The sequence below is a fragment of the Cupriavidus sp. C1SS-2L genome, assembly GCF_057073735.1.
Map to the genome: position 1 here is coordinate 2309281 of NZ_CP172708.1, position 24654 is coordinate 2333934.

22 protein-coding genes and 1 tRNA gene are annotated in these 24654 nt (G+C 64.5%); 4 read left to right on the forward strand and 19 right to left on the reverse strand.

Annotation, left to right across the window (positions count from 1 at the left end):
• Nucleotides 1–10: 10 nt before the first annotated feature.
• Nucleotides 11–967 carry a transaldolase gene (tal, locus tag ACIGJG_RS10675; RefSeq protein ID WP_140950589.1) on the forward strand — a complete coding sequence of 319 codons (957 nt, stop codon included), beginning with the start codon at nucleotides 11–13 and terminating at the stop codon, nucleotides 965–967.
• A 21-nt stretch (nucleotides 968–988) separates the two neighbouring features.
• Here tal and ACIGJG_RS10680 read toward each other — a convergent pair whose 3' ends face one another.
• From ACIGJG_RS10680 to rnr, 3 genes are all read right to left on the reverse strand, one after another.
• Nucleotides 989–1771 (reverse strand): SIR2 family NAD-dependent protein deacylase, encoded by a 783-nt coding sequence (locus ACIGJG_RS10680; RefSeq protein ID WP_483672310.1) that lies wholly within the window; start codon nucleotides 1769–1771, stop codon nucleotides 989–991.
• Between the two features lie 225 nt (nucleotides 1772–1996).
• On the reverse strand, nucleotides 1997–2737 hold the full coding sequence (gene rlmB / locus ACIGJG_RS10685; RefSeq protein ID WP_041679986.1) for a 23S rRNA (guanosine(2251)-2'-O)-methyltransferase RlmB: 741 nt from the start codon (nucleotides 2735–2737) through the stop codon (nucleotides 1997–1999).
• A gap of 88 nt (nucleotides 2738–2825) precedes the next feature.
• Nucleotides 2826–5414 (reverse strand): ribonuclease R, encoded by a 2589-nt coding sequence (rnr, locus tag ACIGJG_RS10690; RefSeq protein WP_041679644.1) that lies wholly within the window; start codon nucleotides 5412–5414, stop codon nucleotides 2826–2828.
• Between the two features lie 70 nt (nucleotides 5415–5484).
• Between rnr and ACIGJG_RS10695 the strand changes: the two genes are divergently transcribed.
• From ACIGJG_RS10695 to ACIGJG_RS10705, 3 genes are all read left to right on the forward strand, one after another.
• Nucleotides 5485–5571, forward strand: a tRNA-Leu gene (locus ACIGJG_RS10695).
• 316 nt (nucleotides 5572–5887) lie between these two features.
• On the forward strand, nucleotides 5888–6322 hold the full coding sequence (locus ACIGJG_RS10700) for an Rrf2 family transcriptional regulator (protein WP_011298235.1): 435 nt from the start codon (nucleotides 5888–5890) through the stop codon (nucleotides 6320–6322).
• Nucleotides 6323–6428: 106 nt separating this feature from the next.
• A complete protein-coding gene (locus ACIGJG_RS10705) occupies nucleotides 6429–7040 on the forward strand; it encodes an NAD(P)-dependent oxidoreductase (protein ID WP_011298236.1) in 612 nt (203 codons plus the stop codon).
• A gap of 54 nt (nucleotides 7041–7094) precedes the next feature.
• Here the strand turns inward: ACIGJG_RS10705 and ACIGJG_RS10710 are convergent, their stop codons facing one another.
• The 16 genes from ACIGJG_RS10710 to ndk form a co-directional block, all read right to left on the reverse strand.
• Nucleotides 7095–7664, reverse strand: a complete 570-nt coding sequence (locus tag ACIGJG_RS10710) for a phosphoribosyltransferase (RefSeq protein ID WP_011298237.1) — start codon at nucleotides 7662–7664, stop codon at nucleotides 7095–7097.
• Between the two features lie 129 nt (nucleotides 7665–7793).
• Nucleotides 7794–9134 (reverse strand): adenylosuccinate synthase, encoded by a 1341-nt coding sequence (locus tag ACIGJG_RS10715; protein WP_011298238.1) that lies wholly within the window; start codon nucleotides 9132–9134, stop codon nucleotides 7794–7796.
• 87 nt (nucleotides 9135–9221) lie between these two features.
• Entirely contained in the window at nucleotides 9222–10373 is a 1152-nt protein-coding gene (locus ACIGJG_RS10720; RefSeq protein ID WP_011298239.1) for an ATP phosphoribosyltransferase regulatory subunit, read from the reverse strand.
• Nucleotides 10374–10543: 170 nt separating this feature from the next.
• Nucleotides 10544–11455, reverse strand: a complete 912-nt coding sequence (gene hflC, locus ACIGJG_RS10725; RefSeq protein WP_011298240.1) for a protease modulator HflC — start codon at nucleotides 11453–11455, stop codon at nucleotides 10544–10546.
• Nucleotides 11456–11465: 10 nt separating this feature from the next.
• Nucleotides 11466–12839 carry an FtsH protease activity modulator HflK gene (gene hflK / locus ACIGJG_RS10730; RefSeq protein WP_011298241.1) on the reverse strand — a complete coding sequence of 458 codons (1374 nt, stop codon included), beginning with the start codon at nucleotides 12837–12839 and terminating at the stop codon, nucleotides 11466–11468.
• A 104-nt stretch (nucleotides 12840–12943) separates the two neighbouring features.
• On the reverse strand, nucleotides 12944–14188 hold the full coding sequence (gene hflX, locus ACIGJG_RS10735; RefSeq protein WP_011298242.1) for a GTPase HflX: 1245 nt from the start codon (nucleotides 14186–14188) through the stop codon (nucleotides 12944–12946).
• 278 nt (nucleotides 14189–14466) lie between these two features.
• Nucleotides 14467–14706, reverse strand: coding sequence for an RNA chaperone Hfq (gene hfq, locus ACIGJG_RS10740; protein WP_006577126.1), 240 nt, complete (start codon nucleotides 14704–14706; stop codon nucleotides 14467–14469).
• 208 nt (nucleotides 14707–14914) lie between these two features.
• Complete coding sequence (der, locus tag ACIGJG_RS10745) at nucleotides 14915–16258, reverse strand: ribosome biogenesis GTPase Der (RefSeq protein WP_140950591.1); 1344 nt, start codon at nucleotides 16256–16258, stop codon at nucleotides 14915–14917.
• A 244-nt stretch (nucleotides 16259–16502) separates the two neighbouring features.
• Nucleotides 16503–17681 (reverse strand): outer membrane protein assembly factor BamB, encoded by a 1179-nt coding sequence (gene bamB, locus ACIGJG_RS10750; RefSeq protein ID WP_011298244.1) that lies wholly within the window; start codon nucleotides 17679–17681, stop codon nucleotides 16503–16505.
• Between the two features lie 54 nt (nucleotides 17682–17735).
• Entirely contained in the window at nucleotides 17736–18368 is a 633-nt protein-coding gene (locus ACIGJG_RS10755) for a YfgM family protein (RefSeq protein ID WP_011298245.1), read from the reverse strand.
• A 110-nt stretch (nucleotides 18369–18478) separates the two neighbouring features.
• Nucleotides 18479–19849, reverse strand: coding sequence for a histidine--tRNA ligase (hisS, locus tag ACIGJG_RS10760; protein WP_011298246.1), 1371 nt, complete (start codon nucleotides 19847–19849; stop codon nucleotides 18479–18481).
• Between the two features lie 39 nt (nucleotides 19850–19888).
• Complete coding sequence (gene ispG / locus ACIGJG_RS10765; protein ID WP_011298247.1) at nucleotides 19889–21181, reverse strand: flavodoxin-dependent (E)-4-hydroxy-3-methylbut-2-enyl-diphosphate synthase; 1293 nt, start codon at nucleotides 21179–21181, stop codon at nucleotides 19889–19891.
• A 40-nt stretch (nucleotides 21182–21221) separates the two neighbouring features.
• On the reverse strand, nucleotides 21222–22238 hold the full coding sequence (locus ACIGJG_RS10770; RefSeq protein WP_011298248.1) for a RodZ domain-containing protein: 1017 nt from the start codon (nucleotides 22236–22238) through the stop codon (nucleotides 21222–21224).
• Entirely contained in the window at nucleotides 22231–23010 is a 780-nt protein-coding gene (gene pilW, locus ACIGJG_RS10775) for a type IV pilus biogenesis/stability protein PilW (protein ID WP_011298249.1), read from the reverse strand. The genes ACIGJG_RS10770 and pilW overlap by 8 nt, the downstream gene beginning before the upstream one ends.
• Complete coding sequence (gene rlmN, locus ACIGJG_RS10780) at nucleotides 23007–24161, reverse strand: dual-specificity RNA methyltransferase RlmN (RefSeq protein ID WP_011298250.1); 1155 nt, start codon at nucleotides 24159–24161, stop codon at nucleotides 23007–23009. The genes pilW and rlmN overlap by 4 nt, the downstream gene beginning before the upstream one ends.
• Before the next feature lie 51 nt (nucleotides 24162–24212).
• Nucleotides 24213–24638 carry a nucleoside-diphosphate kinase gene (gene ndk / locus ACIGJG_RS10785; protein ID WP_011298251.1) on the reverse strand — a complete coding sequence of 142 codons (426 nt, stop codon included), beginning with the start codon at nucleotides 24636–24638 and terminating at the stop codon, nucleotides 24213–24215.
• Nucleotides 24639–24654: the final 16 nt, after the last annotated feature.

Sequence of the window (24654 nt, forward strand, 5' to 3'; positions counted from 1 at the left end):
CTTACCGATCATGAACCAGCTCGAACAACTCAAGCAGTTCACCACGGTCGTGGCCGATACCGGCGACTTCCAGTTGATGAAGCAGTACACGCCGCAGGACGCCACCACCAACCCGTCGCTGATCCTCAAGGCGGTGCAGAAGCCCGAATACCGCGGACTTCTGGAACAGGCCGTGCGCGACTACCACAACGAAGGCGGTGTCGACGCCGTGATGGACGGCGTGCTGATCGCGTTCGGCTGCGAGATCCTCGCCATCGTGCCCGGACGTGTGTCGACGGAGGTCGATGCGCGGCTGTCGTTCGATACCGAAGCGACGGTCGAAAAGGCCCGCCACCTGATCCGCCTGTACGAACAGCGCGGCGTGGCGCGCGAGCGCGTGCTGATCAAGATTGCATCGACGTGGGAAGGCATCCGCGCCGCCGAGATCCTGCAGCGCGAAGGCATCCGCTGCAACATGACGCTGCTGTTCTCGCTGGTGCAGGCAGTCGCGTGCGCCGAGGCCGGCGCGCAACTGATCTCGCCGTTCGTCGGTCGCATCCTCGACTGGTACAAGAAGCAGGCCGGCGACCAGTGGGACGCTGCCACCAATGCGGGCGACAACGATCCGGGCGTGCGCTCCGTGCGCCAGATCTACGACTACTACAAGAAATTCGGCTACAACACCGAAGTGATGGGGGCCAGCTTCCGCAGCACTGCACAGATCGTCGCGCTGGCCGGCAGCGACCTGCTCACGATCAGCCCGGACCTGCTCGAGCAACTGGCACGCACCGAAGGCACGGTGGAGCGCAAGCTGTCGGTCGATCTCGCACAGGCAGGCAATATTGCCCGCATCCCGGCCGATGAGCCAGCCTTCCGCTGGCAGCTCAACGAAGACGCCATGGCCACCGAGAAACTCGCTGAAGGCATCCGTCTGTTTGCTGCGGACGCAATCAAGCTGGAAAAGCTGGTTGCGGAAATCGCCGGCTAAGGCGCCGACCGAGGCGGCCGCTCAGTCCATCTCCGTATCGGAGCCGGACTGCGGCCATAGCAGCGGCAGGCTTGCACCTGCTGCTGCCTGCAGTACCACATCAGCGGTCTGATCCAGCACCGAGGGCTGCGGATTCACCACGACGACCCGTGCGCCGTGATCCCTGGCCAAACCCGGCAGCCCGGCTGCCGGGTACACCAACCCCGACGTCCCCACGACCAGGCACAGGTCCGCCGTCTCGGCGGCATGTTCGGCGCGGAAACGCGCCACACGCGGCAGGTCTTCCCCGAACCATACCACCCCGGGGCGCATCAGCGCACCACACAGGCTGCAGCGTGGCGGATCGCCGGGAATCGCCGTGGCCTCATCGCAGCGCCCGCAGCCGTTCAGCCATTTGTTCGCGAACAGGTTTCCATGCAGCTCGATCACATGATCGCTGCCGGCGCGCTGGTGCAGCCCGTCCACATTCTGCGTGACCAGCGTCACCGTCTTCTGCGCGGCCAAAGCCACCAGCGCATAGTGCGCAGGATTCGGCCGTGCGGCAGCCACGAGGTCGCGGCGATGCTGATACCACTCCCACACCAGTGCCGGTTGGCGGCGGTATGCCTCTTCGCTCGCCAGCTCCTCGGGATCAAAACGTGCCCAGAGACCGGTCAGCGCATCCCGGAACGTCGGCACGCCGGATTCCGCGGAGATGCCCGCCCCGGTCAGCACGAACACGCTGCGAGCCTGGGCAATCAGTTCCCGGGCTTCTTCCAGGCCGGGCCACGGCGACGACAGGGGGATGAGGGGATCATCGTTCATGGTGTCATTTCCCGCCTGTCGGCCGAGATTGCGGGATATCTGCAATGCACTGCATAGCAATCGCCTTCAGGAAGTCGGACAGGCATGGCACGGCGGCAACGGCCTGCTCACACGTGCTGCCGGCGCGGCCAGGCCAGGGGATGACACAGATTCTAGCCCCGTGCGACGGGGTCAGCGCTGACGGCCGGCATGCCGCGTTACAGCGGCAGCAGATTCAAGGATGCTTTACTTCAAGCGCCGCTGGCGCACCGCTTCGTACAGGCAGACACCGCTGGCCACCGACACGTTCAGGCTTTCGACACCGCCAAGCATGGGGATGCCAACCAGTTCGTCGCAGGTCTCGCGCGTCAGGCGGCGCATGCCCTCGCCCTCGGCTCCCATGACGATCGCCATCGGGCCCTTCAGGTCCACGTCGTAGAGCGTCTTGTCAGTACCGTCGGCCGTGCCGACCACCCAGATGCCCCGTTCCTGCAGTTCACGCAGCGTGCGGGCAAGATTGGTCACGGTGATGTAAGGCACGGTCTCGGCCGCGCCGCTCGCCACCTTGGCCACGGTTGTATTCAGTCCGACGCTGCGGTCCTTGGGCGCGATCACCGCATGCGCGCCGGCGCCGTCCGCCACACGCAGGCAGGCGCCGAGGTTATGCGGATCCGTCACACCGTCGAGCACGAGCAGCAGCGGCGTGCCCTCAATACCATCGAGCAATTCGTCGAGATTGAGTGCAAGCGCCACGTCTTCAGCACGCGCCACCACGCCCTGATGACGGTCGGTGCCCGCCATGCCGCGCAAGCGTTCGGCATCAACGGGGTGCAGGCGCACACCGAGGCTCTCGGCCAGGCGGATGAAGTCCTGCATGCGACGGTCGCGGCGCGAAGCCTCGACATAGACGTCGGTGACGCCCTTGGCGTCCTGGCGCAAGCGCGCGGTGACGGCGTGAAAGCCGATCAGAAGTTTTTGTTTAGCCATGGCGCGATTGTACTCGCCCGGCCCGGCCATCACGCTTGTGCGTGCCGTCCGGGGCGCCGATGTGGAGGCGCCCCGGAGCGGCTCAGGCTCAACGCTTGCGCGGCGTGCGCGAGGTTTTGCCTGCGGTCTTGGCCGGGTGCGTCTTCGAGGCCGGCTTGCGCGACTTGTCCAGATGGGCTGGCTTGGGCTTGGCGGCACGCTTGGCCGGCTTGCCGCCGGTCTTGACGTGCGGACGCAGCGGCGTGATCACGGCTTCGAACACCGGTTGCTCTTCGATCACGCGGTCCAGCGTTTCATCGAACGACTCCTCCGGCTTGGAAGTACCGCCGAGCAAAGCCGCCAGTTGCCGGCCCTTCTTGCGCGCCGGCACCGCATGGGCGGCCGGCACACGCGGCGGTTCGCCAACGCCGGCACGGGCCCGCAGCGTCTTGGCCGATGGCTCCTGCACCAGGCGGAAGTCGATCTTGCGCGCGTCGAGATCCACACGCGACACCTGCACGCGCACGCGATCCGTCAGTCGGTACCGGATACCCGTGCGTTCGCCGCGCAGTTCGTTGCGCGCTTCGTCGTACTGGAAGTAATCGCTGCCGAGTTCGGTGACGTGCACCAGCCCTTCCACGTACAGCTCGTCGAGCTGCACGAAGATGCCGAACGACGTCACGGCGCTGACGGTACCGGCGAAATCGCTGCCGAGCTTGTCGCGCATGAAGTAGCACTTGAGCCAGGCCTCGACATCGCGCGATGCCTCATCGGCACGCCGCTCGTTGGCCGAGCAGTGCAGCCCCAGTTCGTCCCAGATCGCCTCGTTGCGCCGTGCACGCGCCGCCGTCAGTTCCGCCTTCTGCTCGGCGTCCTTGGCTTGCAGGCGCCGCGCCTTCGGCGAGATCGCGGTGTTGAGTTCGGTACCGTGAGCGAAGGCCGGCTGGTACTTGGTGTGCGCAAGGACGGCCTTGATCGCGCGGTGCACCAGCAGGTCCGGATAGCGGCGGATCGGGCTGGTGAAATGCGCGTAGGCTTCGTACGCCAGGCCGAAGTGGCCGATATTGTCCGGGCTGTACACGGCCTGCTGCATCGAGCGCAGCAGCATGGTCTGCAGCATCGGCGCATCGGGCCGCGACTTGATCTTGTCCATCACCTCGGCGTAGTCGGACGCCTGCGGCTTGTCGCCGCCGCCGAGCGACAGGCCCGAGGTCTTCAGGAACTCGCGCAGGTTCTTGAGCTTTTCCTCGCTCGGGCCTGCGTGGATGCGGTACAGCGCCGGGTGCTTGAAGCGCTCGAGGAAATCGGCCGCGCAGACGTTGGCCGTCAGCATGCACTCCTCGATCAGCCGGTGGGCGTCATTTCGCGTGCGCGGCAGGATCTGCTCGATCTTGCCCTGGGCATTGCAGACGATGTAGGTCTCGGTGGTATCGAAATCGATCGCGCCACGCTCGCGCCGCGCCTTGAGCAGGACCTGGAACAGCTCGTACAGGTTCTGCAGATGCGGCACCAGCTCGGCGCGCTTGTGGGCCTCCGGCCCCTTCGTGTTCGACAGGACCGACCAGACCTCGTTGTAGGTCAGCCGCGCCGCCGAGTGCATGACCGCCGGATAGAACTGGTACCCCTTCAGCTCGCCCTTGGCCGTAATCACCGCGTCGCACACCATGCACAGGCGGTCCACCTGCGGGTTGAGCGAGCACAGGCCATTCGACAACTTCTCCGGCAGCATGGGGATCACCCGGCGCGGGAAGTACACGGAGGTGGCGCGATCGAGCGCGTCGGCATCGAGCGGCGTGCCAGGCCGCACGTAGTGCGAAACATCGGCAATGGCCACGATCAGGCGCCAGCCCTTGCTGCGGCCCATCTTCACCGGCTCGCAGTAAACCGCGTCGTCGAAGTCGCGCGCGTCTTCGCCGTCGATCGTGACAAGCGGCACATCGCGCAGGTCAATGCGGTGGTCCAGGTCGGTCTGGCGCACCTCATCGGGCAGCGCCGAGGCTTCCTTGGCCGCGGCTTGCGAGAACGCATGCGGCACGCCGTACTTGCGCACCGCAATCTCGATTTCCATGCCCGGATCGTCGATATCGCCGAGCACCTCCACCACGCGCCCGACCGGCTGGACGTAGCGGTCCGGGAACTCGATCAGTTCGACGCTGACCACCTGGCCAACGCGCGCCTTGCCCTGCGCCTTCGGCGGGATCAGGATGTCCTGGCCGATGCGCTTGTCCTCGGGCGCGACCACCAGCACGCCGCCTTCACTGAGCAGGCGGCCGATCACGTAGCGGTTGGCACGTTCCAGGATCTCGACGATCTGCCCTTCCGGGCGGCCGCGCCGGTCGTAGCCGACCACGCGCACTTGCGCGCGATCGTTGTGCATGGCCTTTTGCAGTTCGCGCTCGGGCAGGAAGATATCGTCCTCGCCATCGTCGCGAATCAGGAAGCCGAAACCGTCGCGGTGCCCCTGCACGCGGCCGGTAACGAAATTGGGTTGATGGGCCAGTTCATAGCGGCCCTTGCGGTTCAGTTCGACCTGCCCGTCGCGTTCCATCGCGGCCAGGCGCTTCTGGAATCCGTCATGCTCCTTGCGCGTGACGGACAGGGCCTTGGCGATATCGCCGGCCGACAGGGGCGACCCCGATGTTCTCAGTACGCCGAGGATTTCTTCACGGCTAGGGATCGGATAGTTGTTTTGATTCAATTTTTTCTGAAAACTATTTGACAAAATTTCGGCGCTCTCTATAATGAGCGCTTCGGTTGTTTCGACACCTGCCCAGGTGGCGGAATTGGTAGACGCACTAGGTTCAGGTCCTAGCGGTGGCAACACTGTGGAGGTTCGAGTCCTCTCCTGGGCACCAGATCAGCGAGAAACCCGCAGCGCTTTCAAAGCCTGCGGGTTTTTTGTTTTCCGCCTTCGCCTTGCGCATCTGATCCGGCAATTTGCACTCCTCGATTTGCAGCCAGTCGCCGCTGCATTCCATTTGTTGATTTATCGCAGCCATACGGACTGCTGCGAACCAGTGTATCAGTTTCAGTGGCGATTCCGGCATTCTGCTGCCACCTTTACGACACAAAATCGCGCGAGTCGCCACGAAGCTGCATTCCGCCACCTTTCCACCGATTGACAATCCCATTCATGTGTAACTATCATGGTTTCACATTCGATTCTCCATCATGACCACCAGCAGCCGGTTCGCCGTCGCCGTCCATATCCTGACCTTGCTGGCCAGCGCCAGCGAGCCGCTGCCGTCATCGCTGATTGCCGGCAGCGTGGGGACCAATCCGGCATTGATCCGGAGGCTGATCGGCCAGCTTGCCGAAGCGGGACTCGTCACCAGCATCATGGGCAGTACCGGGGGCTCTACACTGAGCCGCCCCGCTGAACGCATTACCCTGCTGGACGTATTCCGCGCGGTCGAGACGACGGCGCTGATTACCCTGCACCAGAGCGCGCCCAATCCGGCGTGCATGGTTGGCAGGGAAATCACCGGAGCGTTGCGACAGGTGGCGGACCGCGCCCAATCCGCGATGGATAATGCCCTGGCCGAAATCACGATTGCGAGCATGCTCGCCGATGTCGAGCGCGCTGCGCAGCGTCGTAAGCGCTGAAATTTTTTTTACCCCGATATGTAACTGAAGTAGTTTCATATCGGAGCCTCCACGCCAAACACGTGGCAACCGCTAACCCGCTTTCATCCTGACTTAAGGAGCAACCATGAATATCGCCATCATCGGCGCCACGGGCCGCGTCGGCACCCGCCTGATCGACGAAGCGCTGCGCCGCGGCCACCACGTCACCGCACTGGCCCGCACGGTCAGCCGCCTGCCGGCACGAGAAGGACTGGCCACGCACGATATCGACGCTACCGACAGCCAGGCGCTCGCCGCAGCGCTGGCCGGCCACAATGTGGCCATCAGCACCGCCCGATTCGAACAGCTGAACGCGCAGCAGGTCGTGGGGCCGGTCAAGGCCGCAGGCGTGCCGCGCCTGCTTGTGGTGGGCGGCGCAGGCAGCCTGTTCGTGGCGCCTGGCAGCCAACTCGTCGATACACCGGGATTTCCGGCCGCATACAAGAGTGAGGCATCCGCGGGACGCGACTTCCTCAATGCACTGAGCGGAGAATCGGATCTGGACTGGACGTTCTTGTCGCCGTCCGCCCTGTTCGAGCCGGGCCAGCGCACCGGCAAATACCGTGCAGGCAAGGATCAACTGCTGGCGGATGCCGCCGGCAAGAGCTGGATCTCGATGGAAGACTACGCGATTGCGATGCTCGATGAGATCGAGCAGCCGGCGCATCCGCGCCAGCGCTTCACCGTCGGCTACTAACGCCGATGGTGGACGGCCCCGGCGTGGGGCCGCCCTTTGACACGATAGCGCGCGTTAAGCTTGCGCGCTGTCCTGTCCGTCCTGCGAGCGCTTTCCGCGCTTGAGCCAGGCAGACAGGTTGTGCGGACGCAGCGTGTCGTATTCCTCGAACGGCTGGTGGATCCACGGATTCGAGGGCAGGAACGTCACGTGGTAGTCCGGCTGCACCTTGGAGCAGGCCTTGTACCACAGCACGGCCGAACGGACTTCCGTCACTGCGGGATAGCGCTCCCGTAGATGGCGTCCCACGCGCTCGAGCGTCACGCCCGAATCGACGAGGTCGTCGACCAGCAGAATCTTGCCGGTCAGCTCGCCGCGCGTCATGGTGATGTACTGCGCGATATCGAGATCGCCCTGCTGCGTACCTGCCGCCTCGCGATAGCTGCTGGTGGCCAGAATGGCCAGCGGCACATCGAAGATGCGGGACATCTGGTCACCCACGCGCAAGCCGCCACGGGCAAGGCACAGGATCTTGTCGAATTTCCAGCCCGATTCATGCACGTTCAGCGACAGGCGTGCTACCAGGCGATGGTACTCATCCCAGGATACCCACAGGTTCTCGTCGTCGTTCGTTGGCTGATTCATGATTTGCTCTTTCTGCTTTCTGTCTTCTGGTCGGTTGACCGATATAGTTCGGCCCGCATGCGCGGGCCGATTTGTTCTTGCCAGCCGCAGCGCTTGTGGCGCGCGGCCGTTGCAACGTTGTACGCCGGATCAGGCCAGGTACGGGTGACGCAGCAGGATGGTCTCGTCGCGGTCCGGACCGGTCGAGATCATGTCGATCGGGATACCAACCACTTCTTCCACACGCTTCAGGTAGACACGCGCCGCTTCCGGCAGCGCATCCCACGCCTTCACGCCAAAGGTCGACTCGTTCCAGCCCGGGAATTCCTCGTAGACCGGCTCGCAGCGCGCGACAGCATCGGAGCCGCGCGGCAGGATGTCCACGGTCTTGCCGTCGAGCGTGTAGCCCACGCACAGCTTGATGCTTTCTAGGCCATCAAGCACGTCGAGCTTGGTCAGGCACAGGCCCGACACGCCATTGATCTGCACCGAGCGCTTGAGCGCGGCGGCATCGAGCCAGCCAGTGCGGCGCGGACGGCCTGTGACCGAACCGAATTCCTTGCCGACGTTGGCCAGACGCACGCCGACTTGATCCTGGCGCGCCGGATTGTCGTTGTCGTACAGCTCGCTCGGGAACGGACCAGCGCCAACGCGCGTGCAGTAGGCCTTGGTGATGCCCAGGATGTAGCTCAGGCGGCCCGGGCCGACGCCGGCGCCTGCGGCAGCCGCACCGGCCACGCAGTTGCTGGACGTCACGAACGGATAGGTGCCGTGGTCGACGTCGAGCAGCGTGCCTTGCGCGCCTTCGAACATCAGGTTGCCACCGGCAGCATTGACGGCATAAAGCTCTGCGGACACGTCAGCGACCATCGGTGCCAGGCGCGGCGCAAAGGCCAGGGCGTCATCGAGCGTCTGCTGGTAGTCCACGGCTTCGGCGCCGAGGTACTGCGTCAGCATGAAGTTGTGGAAATCCAGGTTTTCGCGCAGGCGTTCGGCGAACTGTTGCGGATCGAACAGGTCCTGCACGCGCAGCGCGCGGCGTGCCACCTTGTCTTCGTAAGCAGGGCCAATGCCACGGCCGGTCGTGCCGATCTTGGCGGCACCGCGGCGCGCTTCGCGTGCCTTGTCGATGGCCACGTGGTACGGCAGGATCAGCGTTGCGGCTTCCGAAATGCGCAGACGCTTCTGCACTTCCAGGCCAGCCGTCTCGAGTTCTTCGATTTCGCGGAACAGGGCTTCCGGCGACAGCACCACACCGTTGCCGATGTAGCAGACGGTGCCTTCACGCATGATTCCCGACGGGATCAGTCGGAGGATGGTCTTCTTGCCGCCGATGATCAGGGTGTGGCCAGCGTTGTGGCCGCCCTGGAACCGCACCACGCCTTTTGCATGATCGGTAAGCCAATCGACGATTTTCCCCTTGCCTTCGTCACCCCACTGGGTGCCGATCACGACGACGTTGCGTCCCTGGCCTACTGCGGATGCGGACATATTGCTTTGGTCAATAGGTTAAAAACGTATTCTACTCTTGTTACCGGTCGATTCCCGCTTTTTGGGGCAACCACCCGGCGGCAAGTCCTAGCGAGGCGCGACGACCCAGCCTGCTTCCTGGCGTACGAGTTGCCGGTCACAGTTGAATTCGTCGAGTTCCTTGGTGTGGCCGGGCAGCGACTGGATCACAATCTCCCCGGCTGCACGCAATGCCACAATGGCCGCGCGAAGCGCCGGATCGGCGTCCCACGGCGCGAATATTGCCTGAGCGCGCACTTCGATCGGCGACAAGGCGGCAACTTCGCGCAAATCCAGCGAAAACCCGGTTGCCGGACGCGCACGGCCGAATGCTTCACCGACCTTGTCATAGCGGCCGCCACGCGCCACATAATTCGGCAAACCTGCCACGTACGCCGCGAACATCACGCCGCTGTGATAGTGGTAACCACGCAAATCGGACAGGTCGATATTGATGCTGGCCCCGCGCACCTGCGTGGCAAGTGCGACCAATTCATCGAGCGCACGGCCGATCGCCGGGCTGGCGGGCAGCGTCGCCCGCGCGCGGTCGATGACCTCCACGCCGCCATACAGCGTCGGCAGCGCCAACAGCGCATCGCGCTCGGTCTGCGGCATGCCCTGCGTAATCTCGCGCAGCGCCGAGACATCCTTGGTCTCCAGCGCTGCGAACAGCGCGTCCTCGATCCGGCGGATCGATGGCAGGCCGTCCAGCAGTGCCTCCAGGATGCCGGCATGGCACAGGTCGATGCGGATATCTGACAGCCCAGCAGCTTGCAGCGCGGCCAGCATCAGCTCCTGAATTTCGACATCGGCTTCCAGGCCGGCGTGGCCATAGATCTCGGCCCCAACCTGAATCGGCTCGCGCGTTGCGTGGAAGCCGGCCGGGCGCGCATGCAGGACGTTGCCGGCATAGCACAGGCGGGTCACGCCGGGGCGGTTCAGCAGGTGCGCATCGATACGGGCAACCTGCGGCGTGATGTCGGCGCGCAGGCCCATCGTGCGGCCCGACAACTGGTCCACGAGCTTGAGCGTGCGCAAGTCCAGGTCATGCCCGGTCCCTGTCAGCAGCGACTCGAGGTATTCCAGCATCGGCGGCATGACCAGCTCATAGCCGTAGGTGCGGAACAAGTCCAGCATGCGGCGGCGCAATTCCTCGATCTTGCGGGCCTCCGACGGCAGCACGTCGGCAATGTTTTCTGGCAGCAGCCAATGGTTGGACATGATGAATCTCTTCTCTGTATGACACGTTTGCGGGCAGGCCTGGCCTGCACACCCGGCGAGTCCGGTATCGGCCAGCGCGTCCGCGCCGTCACTTCCGGTGCAGACCTCCAGCCGGACAAAACCCCGGCAAGCCGGGGTTTTGTCATCTCGCCACAAATTCCGCGGTCTCGCTAGCGCCGCCCTCCGGACGCGCCGCTTGCCGCCGGCGCCGCAGCGCCACCGCTTGATCGCATGTAGCGGAAGAAGTCCGAGTTCGGCTCCAGCACCATGATGTCGCGCTTGTCGCGGAAGGTATTGCGATATGCCTCCATGCTGCGCCAGAACTGCGCGAACTGGGGATCCTTGCCGAAGGCATCGGCATAGATCTGCGAAGACTTCGCATCGCCCTCTCCCTTGATTACCTGGGCGTCGCGATAGGCTTCGGCCAGCACCACTTCGCGCTGGCGGTCCGCATCGGCGCGGATCTTTTCGCCTTCCGCGGCACCCGTCGAGCGCAATTCGTTAGCCACGCGCTTGCGCTCGGCTTCCATGCGGCGGTACACCGATTCACTGATGGCCGGCAGCAGGTCCACGCGCTTGAGGCGCACGTCCAGGATCTCGACCCCGACCGACTGCGCATACTCCGACATGCCGGCGCGGATATTCTGCATAACCTTCTCGCGCTCGCCGGCGACCACGTCAGCCACGGTGCGCTTGCCGAACTCTTCGCGCGCGACGGCATCAATACGCTGCGTCATGCGGTCCTGAGCGCTGCGCACATTGCCGCCGAACGCGACGTAGAACTTGCGCGGATCAGTGATGCGCCATTTGACGAACCAGTCCACCACCATGCTCTTCTTTTCAGCGGTCAGGAAGCGCTCGCTGGCGGCCACGTCGATGGTCTGCAGGCGGCGGTCCATGAACACCACGTTCTGCAGCGGCGGCGGCAACTTGAAGTGCAGGCCCGGCTCGCGCACCACCTGCTTGATCTCGCCGAAGGCGAACACCACGGCGTACTGGCGCTGATCCACGACGAACATCATCGAAGACGCCACGGCGAGCACGATGAAAGCGCCGATCGCAAAGGAAATCAGTCGGTTCATGACGGTCTCCTCAGCGCGAATCGCGGTCACGGTTGCGCAGGGATTCGCGCGACCGGTTGTCGCCGGGGGAATCCTGCGTGGGCGCTGGCGTGCCGGCACCGCTGGCCGGCTGCGACGGCGTCTGCGCGCCGCGGCCATCGGCCTGACTCTGCGCCATCAGCTTGTCGAGCGGAAGATAAAGCAGGTTGCTGCCCTGGCGGGCATCCACCAGTATCTTGTTCGAGTTGGCGTAGATCTGCTGCATGGTTTCGATATAGATGCGGTCGCGCGTCACCTGCGGCGCCTTGGCGTATTCGCCCTGCACCGAACGGAAGCGCGAAGCGTCGCCCTCGGCCTGTGCCACCACGCGCGCACGATAGGCCTCGGCTTCTTCCTTCAAGCGCGCCGCCGTACCCTTGGCGCGCGGAATTACGTCATTGGCGTAAGCCTGCCCTTCGCTGATCGCACGCTCGCGATCCTGGCTGGCCTTGTTCACGTCGTCGAACGCGGCCTGTACCTGCTCGGGTGGCTGCACGCTCTGCACGTTCACCGAGATCACGCGAATACCGGTCTTGTAGGCAGACAGGATCGACTGGATCGACTTGGCCAGACCTTGCGCAATCTGCTCGCGGTTCTCGTAAAGCACCGCATCCATCTTGTTGCGGCCGACGATCTCGCGCACCGAAGTCTCGGCAGCCTGCGTCACGAGCTCTTCATCGCCACCGCGGTCGGTCTTGTTGAAGAACAGGAATTCGCTTGCATCCTGAATGGCGTACTGCACCGTGAAGCGGACATCGATGATGTTCTCGTCCTGCGTCAACATCGACGAGTCCTTCAGGTTGCTGTCCTTGATGGAAGTGGAGCGCCCCACTTCCACCGAACGCACGGCCGACAGGTTGACGACCTCCGCCGACTGGATCGGCCAGGGCAGGCGCCAGTTGATGCCGGGGCCGGTCGAATACTTGAACTTGCCGAACTGCAGGATCACGGCCGTCTGGCCTTCCTGCACCATGAAGAAACCACTGGCCAGCCAGATGCCGACGATCGCGGCTGCGACGACGCCCACGCCCACGCCTGAGCTCTTGCCCGGCGTCCGCGGTCCGCCAAATCCCTGGTTGTTGCCGCCACCGTTTTCCTTGCGGCCAAGCAGCCCGTTCAGGCGCCGGTTGAAGTCGCGCCAGAGCTCGTCGAGGTCAGGCGGGCCATCCTGCGGACGCTGGTTCTGCTGACGGTTCCCGTCCCGGTCGTTCGCGCGGCCGTCCTTGTCTTCCTCGTCCTGGCCATCGCGTCCCCAGCGGGGATCGTTCAGCGAGAAAATTGCGCGCAGGCGCTGCCATCCCGCACGCAGCGGAAATCGGCCGCCCGGGGTCAGGCTCGATTCAGGATTCCGGGAGAACTGGGGCATGAAGTGCACGGGTCCGGGAAGTTTGTAACAGGGGGATTCTAGCAGTCATCTGCGCCACTTTTGGCCAATGCGCGTAATCCGGCCGCGAATCTCGCCGAAAAGGATCAGGACGGGCGGCGATCTTCGCGATCATCGTGACCCTCGCGCTCATCCCATTCAAACTCCTCGTCGTCCAAGCGCGGCCCCTGCTCCGCCAGCCGTGGATCAAACGGTGCCGGCTCGGGCGGACGGCTCGCAAGCCATTGCGCGACCTCGACGATCGACTGCCGCAACGCATCCAGGCCAATGCCCTCGCGCGCACTGAGGAACACCCGCGTCGGAACGCCCTCCTCGTCACGCTCCACACGCACGCCCTGCTCGAGCAGTTCCGGCGCAGCATCGATCTTGTTCATCACGATGATCTGCGGGATGCCGGACGCTTCGATTTCCGCCAGCACACGGTTGACCTGTTCGATCTGCTCATGCCGCACGGGGCTAGACGCATCGACGACATGCAACAGCAGGTCGGCATGCACAGTTTCGTCCAGCGTTGCGCGGAACGCCTCGACCAGTTGCGTCGGCAGGTCACGGATGAAGCCGACCGTGTCCGACAGCACCACATTGCCAAGCCCGTCCAGGAACATCCGGCGCGAGGTCGTATCAAGCGTCGCGAAAAGCTGGTTGGCCGCGTACGCGCCGGCCTTGGTCAACGCATTGAACAGCGTCGACTTGCCCGCATTGGTATAGCCCACCAGCGAAATGCTCAAGGTGTCGTTGCGCGCGCGGGCGCGCCGCTGCGTGCGGTGCTGCCGCTGCAGCCGGGCAAGGTCGGACTTCAGCCGCTTGGCCCGGTCATCCAGCATGCGTCGGTCCAGTTCGAGCTGGCGTTCGCCCGGGCCGCCCCGCATGCCGATACCGCCCTTCTGCCGCTCCAGGTGGCTCCACGCACGGACGAGCCGCGACGCCTGGTATTGAACCTGCGCCAGCTCCACCTGCACCTTGCCCACGTGGCTCTGGGCACGCTGCGCGAAGATGTCCAGGATCAGGCCGGTACGGTCAATCACATGGCGCTGCAAGAAGCGTTCGAGGTTACGTTGCTGTGCCGGGCTCAGGGCATGGTTGAACACCACGATATCGGCATCCAGCGCGTCCGCCGCTTCCCGCAGCTCTTCGGCCTTGCCCGAGCCGATGAACAGCGCCGGGTCCGGGCGCGAACGTTTGCCGGTCAGCGTATGCACCGGCATGGAGCCGGCAGTGGTGGTCAGCAAGGCAAGCTCGCTCAGGCTTTCCTGGAAATCGTGCTTGCCGAAATCCACGCCAACGAGAATGGCACGCGACGGTTCGGTGTTGGAGGTAGCTCTGGGATCCAAGCGGGGGGCGCTACGCGCGAAGTGAGACGGTTTGGGGAGATGTCCGGATATGAGCCGGACGGAAGGCCGGACGTGTCCCGGTTCAGCGGGACGGGAGCGGGCCTGCACAGGCGCGCGCTCCCTTGCGCAATTGCGGCGTGGGGACAGCTGGCAGCCGTTCCGGTTCACCGCATGCCGGCCGCACTTGCGAACCGGTGACCGGCACCGCGGCAACGCCGGCTGGCATTGGCACGATGTCGGCTGGCAGAGGCCGCAAGCCGTTGCGGCCGGCAGGAAAATCAGCCCTCGGCGGAATCATCCACGCGGAAATTGACCGCGCGAGCCGGGACGACGGTGGAAATCGCATGCTTGTAGACCATCTGCGTCACGGTGTTACGCAGGAGCACGACATATTGGTCGAACGATTCGATATTGCCTTGCAGCTTGATGCCATTGACCAGATAGATGGAAACCGGCACGTGCTCTTTGCGCAGCGCGTTCAGGAACGGGTCTTGTAGCAGTTGCCCTTTGTTGCTCATGGCACACTCCAAATTTATAGGTTTAGTGGTGAATAATGGGGACGGAAGTCCCCGGTTCAAGTCAATCGGCGCAAGCTCGCGCCAGAAAAAAGATCAAAAACGGTACCAAGCTGCATCAGCGTGCAGAGAACCCCTGCTACCGCAAATTTAGCCGCAGTTCCAAACGAACGCAAACGAAAACTTGCCGCGCCAGGCACCCGCCAGGACCTCAGTCCTTCGAGTCCGCATACGGGTTTTTGTTCGTACGAAATTCGATGCGAAGCGGTGTCCCCTTCAGTTTGAACGCCGCGCGGTAGCGGTTCTCGAGATAACGCCGGTAGGTCTCGGAAACGGACGACAAGGCGTTGCCGTGGATCACGATGATCGGCGGGTTGGAGCCACCCTGGTGCGCGTAGCGCAGCTTCGGCCGCGACACGCCGGCGCGCTTGGGCTGCTGGAATTCCACGGCCTCCTGTAGCACCCGCGTGAGCTGCGGCGTGGGCAGCTTGACCATGGCCGCGGCATACGCATCGTCCACGGAACGCATCAGCGCACCGATGCCTGTGCGTTCCCGCGCAGACACGAAATGGAAATTGGCGAAGCTCAGGAATTGCAGCTTGCGCTCGAGATCGTGCTTGATGCGATCGCGGGTATGGCCGTCGAGGCCATCCCATTTGTTGACACCGACTACAAGGGCACGGCCGGATTCGACGATGAAACCGGCAATATGCGCGTCCTGGTCGGAAATATCCTGCTGCGCATCAAGCAGCAGGATGACGACATTGGCGTCGGCGATCGACTGCAGCGTTTTGACCACCGAAAACTTCTCGATTGCCTCGAACACTTTGCCCCGGCGCCGCAGGCCCGCGGTGTCGATCAGCGTGTACGGCTTGCCGCCGCGCTCGAACTCCACGTAGATCGCGTCGCGCGTGGTGCCAGGCATGTCGAACGCAATCACGCGCTCTTCGCCGATCAGCGTATTGACCAGCGTCGACTTGCCGACGTTGGGGCGGCCAACGATGGCGATCTTCACGCCCTTGCCACTGTCCGCGTCTTCCTCGGCCAGCTCCGGACGCTCCTGGACAGCCAGCTCCAGCGCCTCGTCCACGAGCTCTCGAACGCCGTCGCCGTGCGCGGCCGAAATCGCGTACGGATCGCCCATGCCAAGTTCATAGAAATCGGCGGCGACCGAGGTGTACTTCATGCCCTCGGCCTTGTTGACCGCGAGCATCACGCGCCGACCCGTCTTGCGCAGGTAGTCTGCAATGGCGCGGTCCTGCGGGGCCAGGCCCAGCCTGCCATCGACAATGAAGATGACAACGTCCGCCTCGACCACGGCTTGCTTGGTCTGCTTGGCCATCTCGGCGACGATGCCTTCCTTGACCACCGGCTCGAAGCCGCCGGTATCGATGGCAATGAACGGACGATCGCCGATACGACCCTCTCCGTAGTGGCGGTCGCGCGTCAGGCCCGGCAGGTCGGCGACGAGTGCGTCGCGTGAGCGGGTCATGCGGTTAAATAGCGTCGACTTCCCGACGTTCGGGCGGCCGACAAGTGCAATAACTGGTTTCATGCAATAAACGGAAACGGGGGCCGGCACCTGCCGTCCCCCTGGAACTCCGGAGTCAGTTGATCCTACGGCGCCTTATGCAAAATATGCATGGCCAGCCGCTTATCCTGTCGGGCGGAACTGGCGCCAAGCCCGTCCCGCATTTCGCCGCACGACCAGGGATCATGCTACCGGAATTGCGCCGCCCGTACCGACAGGTGTACGGGCAGTCGCTGCCTCATTGACGCTTCAGTGGCTCATCGTCGGCTCAGCCCGGCACATAGCCGTAGACATCGCCGTCGCGCGTCTGGACAACCATGGTTTGCCCCGCCACAACCGGCGCAGCGCTGATGGCGCTGCCATCGGTCTTCATGCGCGCCACCACCGTGCCGTCCTCCCGCGAGAGGAAATGCACATAGCCTTCGAAGTCGCCCATCACCACCGAACGGCCCAGTACCAGCGGCGCGCCGAGCCGTCGATAGCGCAGTTCGTTGTTCTTCCAGCGCTCGTTGCCATTCTGGCGATCGAACGCGAACACCACCGACTGCTCGTCGCTGGCATAGATCGCATTGTCATCCTGCGCCGGGCCGGACGGCGACGAAAAATCCTTGCCCCACTGCGGCTGGCCATTGGCCAGCTCCAGGCAGGCCACGCGGCCCTGGAAGGTGGTCGCGCATACCTGGCGGCCGCTCACCATGGGCTGGCCGGTCACGTCGTTCAGGCGCTCGATTTCCGACACGCCCTTCGGATAGGAAACCGCGCTTTCCCAGCGCAGCACGCCGTTGGCCGGCGTCAGGACGCCCAGCTTGCCGCCGGGGAAGCCCATCACGATGCCGTCGCCGGCGAAGACCATGCCCATGGCCGCACGCAGGTTCAGCGGCGTCTGCGAACGCTGGTAGATCCAGCGGCGCTCACCAGTTTGGGCGTCCAGTGCGAGCACCCGGGTATCGGTCGTCCGCACTACCACGATGCCATTGCCGACCAGCGGCGCCGACAGGACTTCACCGTTGACCTGCTTCTTCCAGATCTGCTTGCCGCTGGTGTCAAACGCGTAGACGGCACCCTTCTCGCCCGCCACCGCCGTCACCGAGCCATCGCTGCCCGGACCGGTGGTGATGTCGACGTCGGTCTTGGCCTTCCACAGCGTCCGGCCGGTTGCGCCGTCCAGCGCCATGATGGTGCCGTTGTTGGCCGACACATACACGTTGTTGCCCGCCGCGGCCGGCTGCAGCGCATACGGCCCGCTCTTGCCGACGTCCGCCTTCCACGCCTGGCGCACGGACAGCGTCGCCGACACCGGCTTCAGTTCGGCCGGCGGATGCTTGTTCTCCTTGCTGAACAGCGAGCAGCCGCCCAGGGCCACAAGGCAGGCGCCGGCGACGAGCGCACGGGCAATCTTGCGGTGGGACTGGCCTTGTTGTTCGGCACCGGAAAGCATGAACGTCATAGGGTTCGAATCCTGGATTGGGTTATGGCGGATGTCCTTCACGTGCAGCGGCGATCAGGCCGTGCCCAGCGCGTCGAGCTTGAACTGGATGATCTGGCGCATCGACTGATCGTCGGCACCGAGCTTGTCCAGCGCCTTGCGGTAGGCGGCACGTGCATCGGCACGCTTGTCCTGCGCGGCGAGCAGATCGCCCCTGCGATCGGCGTAGATCGCGACGAACGCCGCCGGCGGCTCGTCCTTCAGCAGCGCCAGGCCCTGGTCGTAGGCCTTCTCATCAAGCAGCACGCCGGCAAGGCGCACGCGCGCGATATGCGAGTACTCGCCATCGCCGTGGTCCATTGCCCACTGCAACTGGGTTTTTGCACCTGCCAGATCGCCGGCATCGTACAGCACTTTGGCGGCCACCAGCGCACTCATCGGGCCATAGGCGGTCCTGCCGAACTTGTCCTCGAGGTCGCCCGCTGCGCGCTTCACGCGCTCGGCATCGCGGCCTTCGGCGGCCTTCATCACCTGGTCATACAGCACGGCCGCTTCGGAAGCCTGCTTGCGCTCCCAGTACTTCCAGCCGTTCCAGGCAGCGAATGCCAGCAAGGCGGCAATCAGGATCCACGTCAGGGCATTGCCATACTGACGCCACCAGGCCTTCAGATTTTCAAGCTGTTCCTGCTCTTCCAGATCGTATGCCATGTCGAGGCAGTCTTTTTGCGGTTGGTTTGTATCTCAGGCCGCTTCCGGCAGGCTTCGCTTCCTGCCGGGCGGATCTTGCTACGCCGTTACTTGCGTCGTCAGTCGTCGCGTTATTCGCTGGCGCCGACCATCGCGTCGATCAGGTAATCGACCAGGTTTTCAGCGGGCACCTGCGCCTGCTGGCCACCACCTTCAGCCTGCGCGCCCTGGCGAAGTTCCTTCACCTGCACCACGCCCGCAGCGACTTCATCTTCGCCAATGATCACGGCATACGCCGCACCGCTCGCGTCAGCGCGCTTCATCTGCGACTTGAAGCTGCCGCTCTTGCCATCGGGCGTGGCATGCAGCACCACGTCCAGGCCGGCATCACGCAGGCGCTCGGCGGCAACCGTCGCCTGCTGCTGCGCCGCTTCGCCCTGATGCACCAGATAGACGTCGCAACCGACCGCATCAGGCACCACGCCTTCCTCGCGGATCAGCTCGATGATGCGCTCGATGCCCATGGCCCAGCCGCAAGCCGGCGCCGCCTTGCCGCCCATCTGCGCAATCAGCGGGTCATAGCGGCCGCCACCGGCGATGGTGCCCTGCGCACCGAGCTTGTCGGTGATCCACTCGAACACCGTCAGGTTGTAGTAGTCCAGCCCACGCACCAGGCGCGGGTTGATCTTGTACGGGATGTTGTTGGCCTTGAGCAGCCGCTGCACGCCCTCGAAGTGGGCGAGCGATTCCTCACCGAGGAAATCGATCAGCTTGGGCGCGTTGGCGGCCATTTCCTGCAGCGCGGGATTCTTCGTATCCAGCACGCGCAGCGGATTCGTGTAGAGGCGGCGCTTGCCGTCCTCGTCCAGGATGTCCTTGAAGCCTTCGAGGTACTTGATCAGCTCCTCGCGGTGCGCGGCGCGCTCGTGCGCCTGGCCCAGCGAGTTGATCTCCAGCCGCACGCCGGTCAGGCCCAGGTCGTCCCACAGGCGCTGGCACATCAGGATGATCTCGGCATCCACATCCGGGCCCGCAAAGCCGAGCGCCTCAGCGCCGAGCTGGTGGAACTGGCGATAGCGGCCGCGCTGCGGGCGCTCGTGGCGGAACATCGGGCCGGTGTACCACAGGCGCTTCGGGCCGTCGTACAGCAGGTTGTGCTCGATGGTCGCACGCACGGCGGCGGCAGTGCCTTCCGGACGCAGCGTCAGTTGTTCACCGTTGAGCGCATCGGTGAAGGAATACATCTCCTTCTCCACGATATCCGTGACCTCGCCGATACCGCGCACGAACAGCTGGGTATGCTCGACGATCGGCGTGCGGATCTGCTGGTAGCCGTAGGCGCGCAGCATCGCACGCGCGGCGTTCTCGAAATGCTCCCACAGCGGGGCATCGGCGGGCAGCATGTCGTTCATGCCCTTCACGCCCTGCAAGGCCTTCGCGGGGCGTGCCTTGTCTTCTGGCTTGGCGCCGCTTTGCGCGGACGGATTCTCGTTTTGCGTCATTCTGTCGTTATCTTGCTGGGTGGACTGGCCAATGCCGGCTCAGGCCACCGCTTCCTTCTCTGCCCGCGCTGCGCCCGGACCGTAATGCGTGCGAACGTACTCGTCGACGATCGCCTGGAATTCCTCGGCGATGCGCTCGCCGCGCAGCGTCTTGACCTTGACGCCATCGACAAACACCGGCGCCGCCGGCGATTCGCCCGAACCCGGCAGCGAAATGCCGATGTTGGCATGCTTGCTTTCGCCAGGGCCGTTGACGATGCAGCCCATCACGGCCACATCCATCTCTTCGACGCCCGGATAAGCGGTCTTCCACTGCGGCATCTGCTCGCGCAGGTACGCCTGAATGCTTGCTGCCAGTTCCTGGAACGTGGTGCTCGTCGTGCGGCCGCAGCCGGGGCACGCAATCACCATCGGCGTGAAATTCCGCATGCCCATGGTCTGCAGGATTTCCTGCCCGACATAGACTTCCTTCTCGCGCGGCGCACCGGGTTCCGGCGTCAGCGAAATCCGGATCGTGTCGCCGATGCCTTCCTGCAGCAGCACCGACAGCGCCGCCGTCGACGCCACGATGCCCTTGCTGCCCATGCCCGCCTCGGTCAGGCCGAGGTGCAGCGCATAGTCGCAGCGGCGCGCGAGTTCGCGGTACACCGCAATCAGTTCCTGCACCTGCGACACCTTGCACGACAGGATGATCTGGTTGCCCGGCAGGCCGATTTCCTCGGCCTTCTTTGCCGAATCGATCGCCGAAGTGATCAACGCTTCGATCATCACGCTCTGCGCGGGCCACGGCTCCGCGCGGCCGGCGTTCTCGTCCATGATGCGCGCGAGCAGGTCCTGGTCCAGGCTGCCCCAGTTGACGCCGATGCGCACCGGCTTGTTGTACCGGCAGGCCATCTCGATCATCTGCGCGAATTGCGTGTCGCGCTTGGCGCCCTGCCCCACATTGCCGGGGTTGATGCGGTACTTCGACAGCGCCTCGGCGCAGGCCGGATAGTCCTGCAGCAGCTTGTGGCCGTTGTAGTGGAAATCGCCCACCAGCGGCACGTTGACGCCCATGCGGTCGAGCTGCTCGCGGATATGCGGCACCGCTGCCGCTGCCTCGGGCGTATTGACCGTGATGCGCACGATCTCGGAGCCCGCGCGCGCCAGTTCCTTGACCTGGATGGCCGTGCCAATGGCATCGACGGTATCCGTATTGGTCATCGACTGCACGCGCACCGGCGCGCTGCCACCGATGGTGACGATGTTGTCGCCCCACGCGATGCTCGCCTGGCGCCTTTCGCGGCGCGGCAGCGGGCCCGGCAGGACCGGAAGACAAAGCTGTTCGTTCATAGCGTTACCACCTCGCAATGATGCACGGTGTCGAGCCGCGTCAGGGCAGCGTCAACCGCGCCACGTTGTTGCGATTCGCCGCCTTCAGGTCAACCGGCGTGCCGTTCCGGCTCATCGATTCCACACCCTTGACGTTGCCGATGGTCACCTTGTACGGTGCCGTGCCGCCGCCCGCGACTTCCTGGCCGGCCTTGGCGGTACCGCCGAGGACAACCTTGCCGTTGCGGTCGCGGATCTCGTACCAGGTATCGGCGGAGAACTTGATCTGAAGTTCGCCTTGCGCCGCGGGAGTCGCTGCAACAGGCGCCGTATTGGCAACCGGCGTGACCGTCGTTGCCACGGCGGGCACGGCCGTGGTCGCTGCCGCGGACTGTGCGGGCACCGCGACGCCGCTCGCGGCCGGCGCGCTGGCGGGCAATTCCTCGGACGGAGCCGGAGAGTCGGCGGCAGCCATGACCGGCGGCAGTGCAGCCGTCACGGTGCCCGGCTCGCCGCCCTGGCCCGCCGGTTCCTGCACTTCGGCTGGCGCGGCCTGAGCGGCGCTGTTGCGCGCTTCCAGCCATTGTTTCATATGGTCGAGCCCGAACCAGCCGCCTGCCGCCAGGCCGGCAATCACGAGTGCCAGCCAAACCCAGCGCCCACCGGCCCCTGCGCCGCCACCGCGCTTGCCAAAGCGCCTGCGATCGTCAAACGTCTCGTTGAGACCGCCTTCGCGCTGGCGCGCCATTTCGGTGACCTGCACGGGCCGCGGGTGGAAACGCGCAAGCAAGCCGTCAATGTCCACGTGCAACATGCGTGCGTACGCGCGCATCACGCCCTTGGCAAACGTGATGTCGGGCAGCGCCTCGACGTTGCCGGATTCGATCGCCACGAGCTTCGGCGCCGCCACCTTCAGACGGGCGCTCACGTCCTCGACGGACATCCGTTGCGATTCCCGTGCCTGCGCCAACAGGGCGCCGATCTCGCGCGCCACGGCTTCACGTTCTGAATCGGTCGCGCCCCCGCCGACGTGTCCCGTCGATGCGGCCTGGCCTGCGGCGCGCTCTTGCTCACTCATCCCATGCTCCTTGTTCGTACGCGCTCAATTCGCGCGAGTCGGGAAAACGCTGGCGCAGCTGTGCCGCCAGGGCACCCTGCGCCGCCGCGTCGCCCTGACGGCGCGCAATGCGCGCACCCAGCCAGAGGGATTGCGCGCTTGCGAATTTGCTGTTGTTGACACGCTCGGCAAATTGCTGAGCCTGCCTGAGGTCGCCACGCCGGTAATAGACGAGCGCCAGGTTGGTGTTGGCGACAGGATTGTTCCGGTCATAGCCGAGCGCCGCCTTCAGGTTCTTCTCGGCTTCCGCGCCGGCGCCATTGCGCAACTGGCAGGCTCCGAGGCTGATCAGCGGCTTTGCCGGCCCGCCAGCGGAAGGCGCCGACACCGCGCGTTCGAGCATCGGCACCGCCTCGCCATACCGGCCTTCCTGGCACAGGAACCAGCCGTAGTTATTGAGCAGGTCACCGTCATTGCCGCGCATGGAGACCGCGGTGCGGAAACTGTCGTCGGCCAGCGCCTTCTCGTTCATCGCCATGTAGACCAGCGCACGCACATGGTAGGCGTCGGCCATGGCCGGGTCGGCGGCAATCGCCTGCTTCACCTCGTCAAGTGCGACCGAATTCTGGCCGGCCTCAAGGTAATTGGTGGCGAGCTGCAGCCGGATGCTGGCGCGGCGCCTTGCATCGGTCTGGTCGGAAGTAGTCTGGAGGTCCTGCGTCGGTGCGGGCGGCAACTGGCAGGCGGACAACATCAGCAGCCCCAACAGGGCTGCAGCGATCAGACGGATCATGCAGGGCGAGCCTCCCCGGCTTGGCCAGTCGCGGCGACCGGCACCAAAGGCGTGATCTTGCCGAACTTGCCCCGCTCGGCAAGCCGGGTGCGATCCTTGACCTCCCCGGCAAGCTGGCCGCATGCCGCGTCGATATCGTCGCCGCGCGTCTTGCGGATCGTGGTCACGATGCCCGCATCCATCAGTACCTGCGCAAAGCGCCGGATCTGATCGTTGTTGGAACGCTTCAAACCCGATTCAGGGAACGGATTGAACGGGATCAGGTTGAACTTGCACGGCACGTCGGCCACAAGCTTCAACAGTTCCCGCGCATGTTCGACGCCGTCATTGACGCCATCGAGCATGCAGTATTCGAAAGTAATGAAATCGCGCGGGGCGAATTCCAGATAACGGCGGCATGCCGCCATCAGTTCGGCCAGCGGGTACTTCTTGTTCAGCGGCACGAGCACGTCGCGCAGGGCGTCGTTCGACGCGTGCAGAGACACGGCCAGCGCTACCGGCAGGTCTTTCGACAGACGGTCCATCATCGGCACCACGCCGGAAGTGGACAGCGTCACGCGGCGGCGCGACAGGCCATACGCGTTATCGTCGAGCATCAGCCGCATGGCCGGCACGACGGCATCGTAGTTCAGCAGCGGCTCGCCCATACCCATCATCACCACGTTGGAGATGACGCGGTCGTCCTTGGGCCCACGGCCCAGCTGTTCGCGCATGGCGAATTCCGCCATCCACAACTGGCCAATGATTTCGCCCGTAGTCAGATTGCGCGAGAAACCCTGCTTGCCGGTCGAGCAGAACCGGCAGTTGACAGCGCACCCCGCCTGCGAGGAGACGCACAGCGTGCCGCGCGTTTCCTCGGGGATGTACACCGTCTCCACCGCGTTGCCGTTACCGACATCGAGCAGCCACTTGCGCGTGCCGTCAGCCGACAGGTTGTCGGTGATGGCGGCCGGCGAACGGATCTCGGCGCGCGTCGCGAGCTTTTCGCGCAGCGACTTGGCGAGGTCCGACATGGCGTCGAAACGGCTGGCACCGAACTGGTGGATCCAGCGTTGCAGCTGCCGCGCACGAAACGGCTTCTCGCCGAGCTCGCCGCAATAGGCAGTGAGCGCGTCCGCATCCAGGTCGAGCAGGTTGACGAGATCGTTCATGACGGCAAACTCAGCTTCCGTGTCTGTCTAGTCTTGGAATTGACCAGACAATCAACGGGTATAAACGTTCATGCCCGGGAAGAAGAAGGCAATTTCCACAGCGGCAGTTTCAGCAGCGTCCGAACCGTGCACGGCGTTCGCGTCGATGCTGTCGGCGAAGTCGGCGCGGATGGTGCCCTTGTCGGCCTTCTTCGGGTCGGTGGCGCCCATCAGGTCGCGGTTCTTGGCGATGGCGCCTTCACCTTCCAGCGCCTGGATCATGACCGGGCCGGAAACCATGAAGTCGACGAGGTCCTTGAAGAACGGACGCTCCTTGTGGACAGCGTAGAACTGCTCGGCTTCGCCGCGCGACAGGTGCACCATCTTGGCAGCAACGATCTTCAGGCCGGCGGCCTCGAAACGGGCGTAGATCTGGCCGATAACGTTCTTGGCCACGGCATCCGGCTTGATAATCGACAGGGTGCGTTCGATCGCCATGAAAAACTCCGAAAAA

What these genes read in the sequence shown, in the direction of transcription:
- tal (WP_140950589.1), top strand. Translation starts at nt 11, where the DNA reads ATGAACCAGCTCGAACAACTCAAGCAGTTCACCACGGTCGTGGCCGAT.
- ACIGJG_RS10680 (WP_483672310.1), bottom strand. Translation starts at nt 1,771, where the DNA reads ATGAACGATGATCCCCTCATCCCCCTGTCGTCGCCGTGGCCCGGCCTG.
- rlmB (WP_041679986.1), bottom strand. Translation starts at nt 2,737, where the DNA reads ATGGCTAAACAAAAACTTCTGATCGGCTTTCACGCCGTCACCGCGCGC.
- ACIGJG_RS10700 (WP_011298235.1), top strand. Translation starts at nt 5,888, where the DNA reads ATGACCACCAGCAGCCGGTTCGCCGTCGCCGTCCATATCCTGACCTTG.
- ACIGJG_RS10705 (WP_011298236.1), top strand. Translation starts at nt 6,429, where the DNA reads ATGAATATCGCCATCATCGGCGCCACGGGCCGCGTCGGCACCCGCCTG.
- ACIGJG_RS10710 (WP_011298237.1), bottom strand. Translation starts at nt 7,664, where the DNA reads ATGAATCAGCCAACGAACGACGACGAGAACCTGTGGGTATCCTGGGAT.
- ACIGJG_RS10715 (WP_011298238.1), bottom strand. Translation starts at nt 9,134, where the DNA reads ATGTCCGCATCCGCAGTAGGCCAGGGACGCAACGTCGTCGTGATCGGC.
- ACIGJG_RS10720 (WP_011298239.1), bottom strand. Translation starts at nt 10,373, where the DNA reads ATGTCCAACCATTGGCTGCTGCCAGAAAACATTGCCGACGTGCTGCCG.
- hflC (WP_011298240.1), bottom strand. Translation starts at nt 11,455, where the DNA reads ATGAACCGACTGATTTCCTTTGCGATCGGCGCTTTCATCGTGCTCGCC.
- hflK (WP_011298241.1), bottom strand. Translation starts at nt 12,839, where the DNA reads ATGCCCCAGTTCTCCCGGAATCCTGAATCGAGCCTGACCCCGGGCGGC.
- hfq (WP_006577126.1), bottom strand. Translation starts at nt 14,706, where the DNA reads ATGAGCAACAAAGGGCAACTGCTACAAGACCCGTTCCTGAACGCGCTG.
- der (WP_140950591.1), bottom strand. Translation starts at nt 16,258, where the DNA reads ATGAAACCAGTTATTGCACTTGTCGGCCGCCCGAACGTCGGGAAGTCG.
- bamB (WP_011298244.1), bottom strand. Translation starts at nt 17,681, where the DNA reads ATGACGTTCATGCTTTCCGGTGCCGAACAACAAGGCCAGTCCCACCGC.
- ACIGJG_RS10755 (WP_011298245.1), bottom strand. Translation starts at nt 18,368, where the DNA reads ATGGCATACGATCTGGAAGAGCAGGAACAGCTTGAAAATCTGAAGGCC.
- hisS (WP_011298246.1), bottom strand. Translation starts at nt 19,849, where the DNA reads ATGACGCAAAACGAGAATCCGTCCGCGCAAAGCGGCGCCAAGCCAGAA.
- ispG (WP_011298247.1), bottom strand. Translation starts at nt 21,181, where the DNA reads ATGAACGAACAGCTTTGTCTTCCGGTCCTGCCGGGCCCGCTGCCGCGC.
- ACIGJG_RS10770 (WP_011298248.1), bottom strand. Translation starts at nt 22,238, where the DNA reads ATGAGTGAGCAAGAGCGCGCCGCAGGCCAGGCCGCATCGACGGGACAC.
- pilW (WP_011298249.1), bottom strand. Translation starts at nt 23,010, where the DNA reads ATGATCCGTCTGATCGCTGCAGCCCTGTTGGGGCTGCTGATGTTGTCC.
- rlmN (WP_011298250.1), bottom strand. Translation starts at nt 24,161, where the DNA reads ATGAACGATCTCGTCAACCTGCTCGACCTGGATGCGGACGCGCTCACT.
- ndk (WP_011298251.1), bottom strand. Translation starts at nt 24,638, where the DNA reads ATGGCGATCGAACGCACCCTGTCGATTATCAAGCCGGATGCCGTGGCC.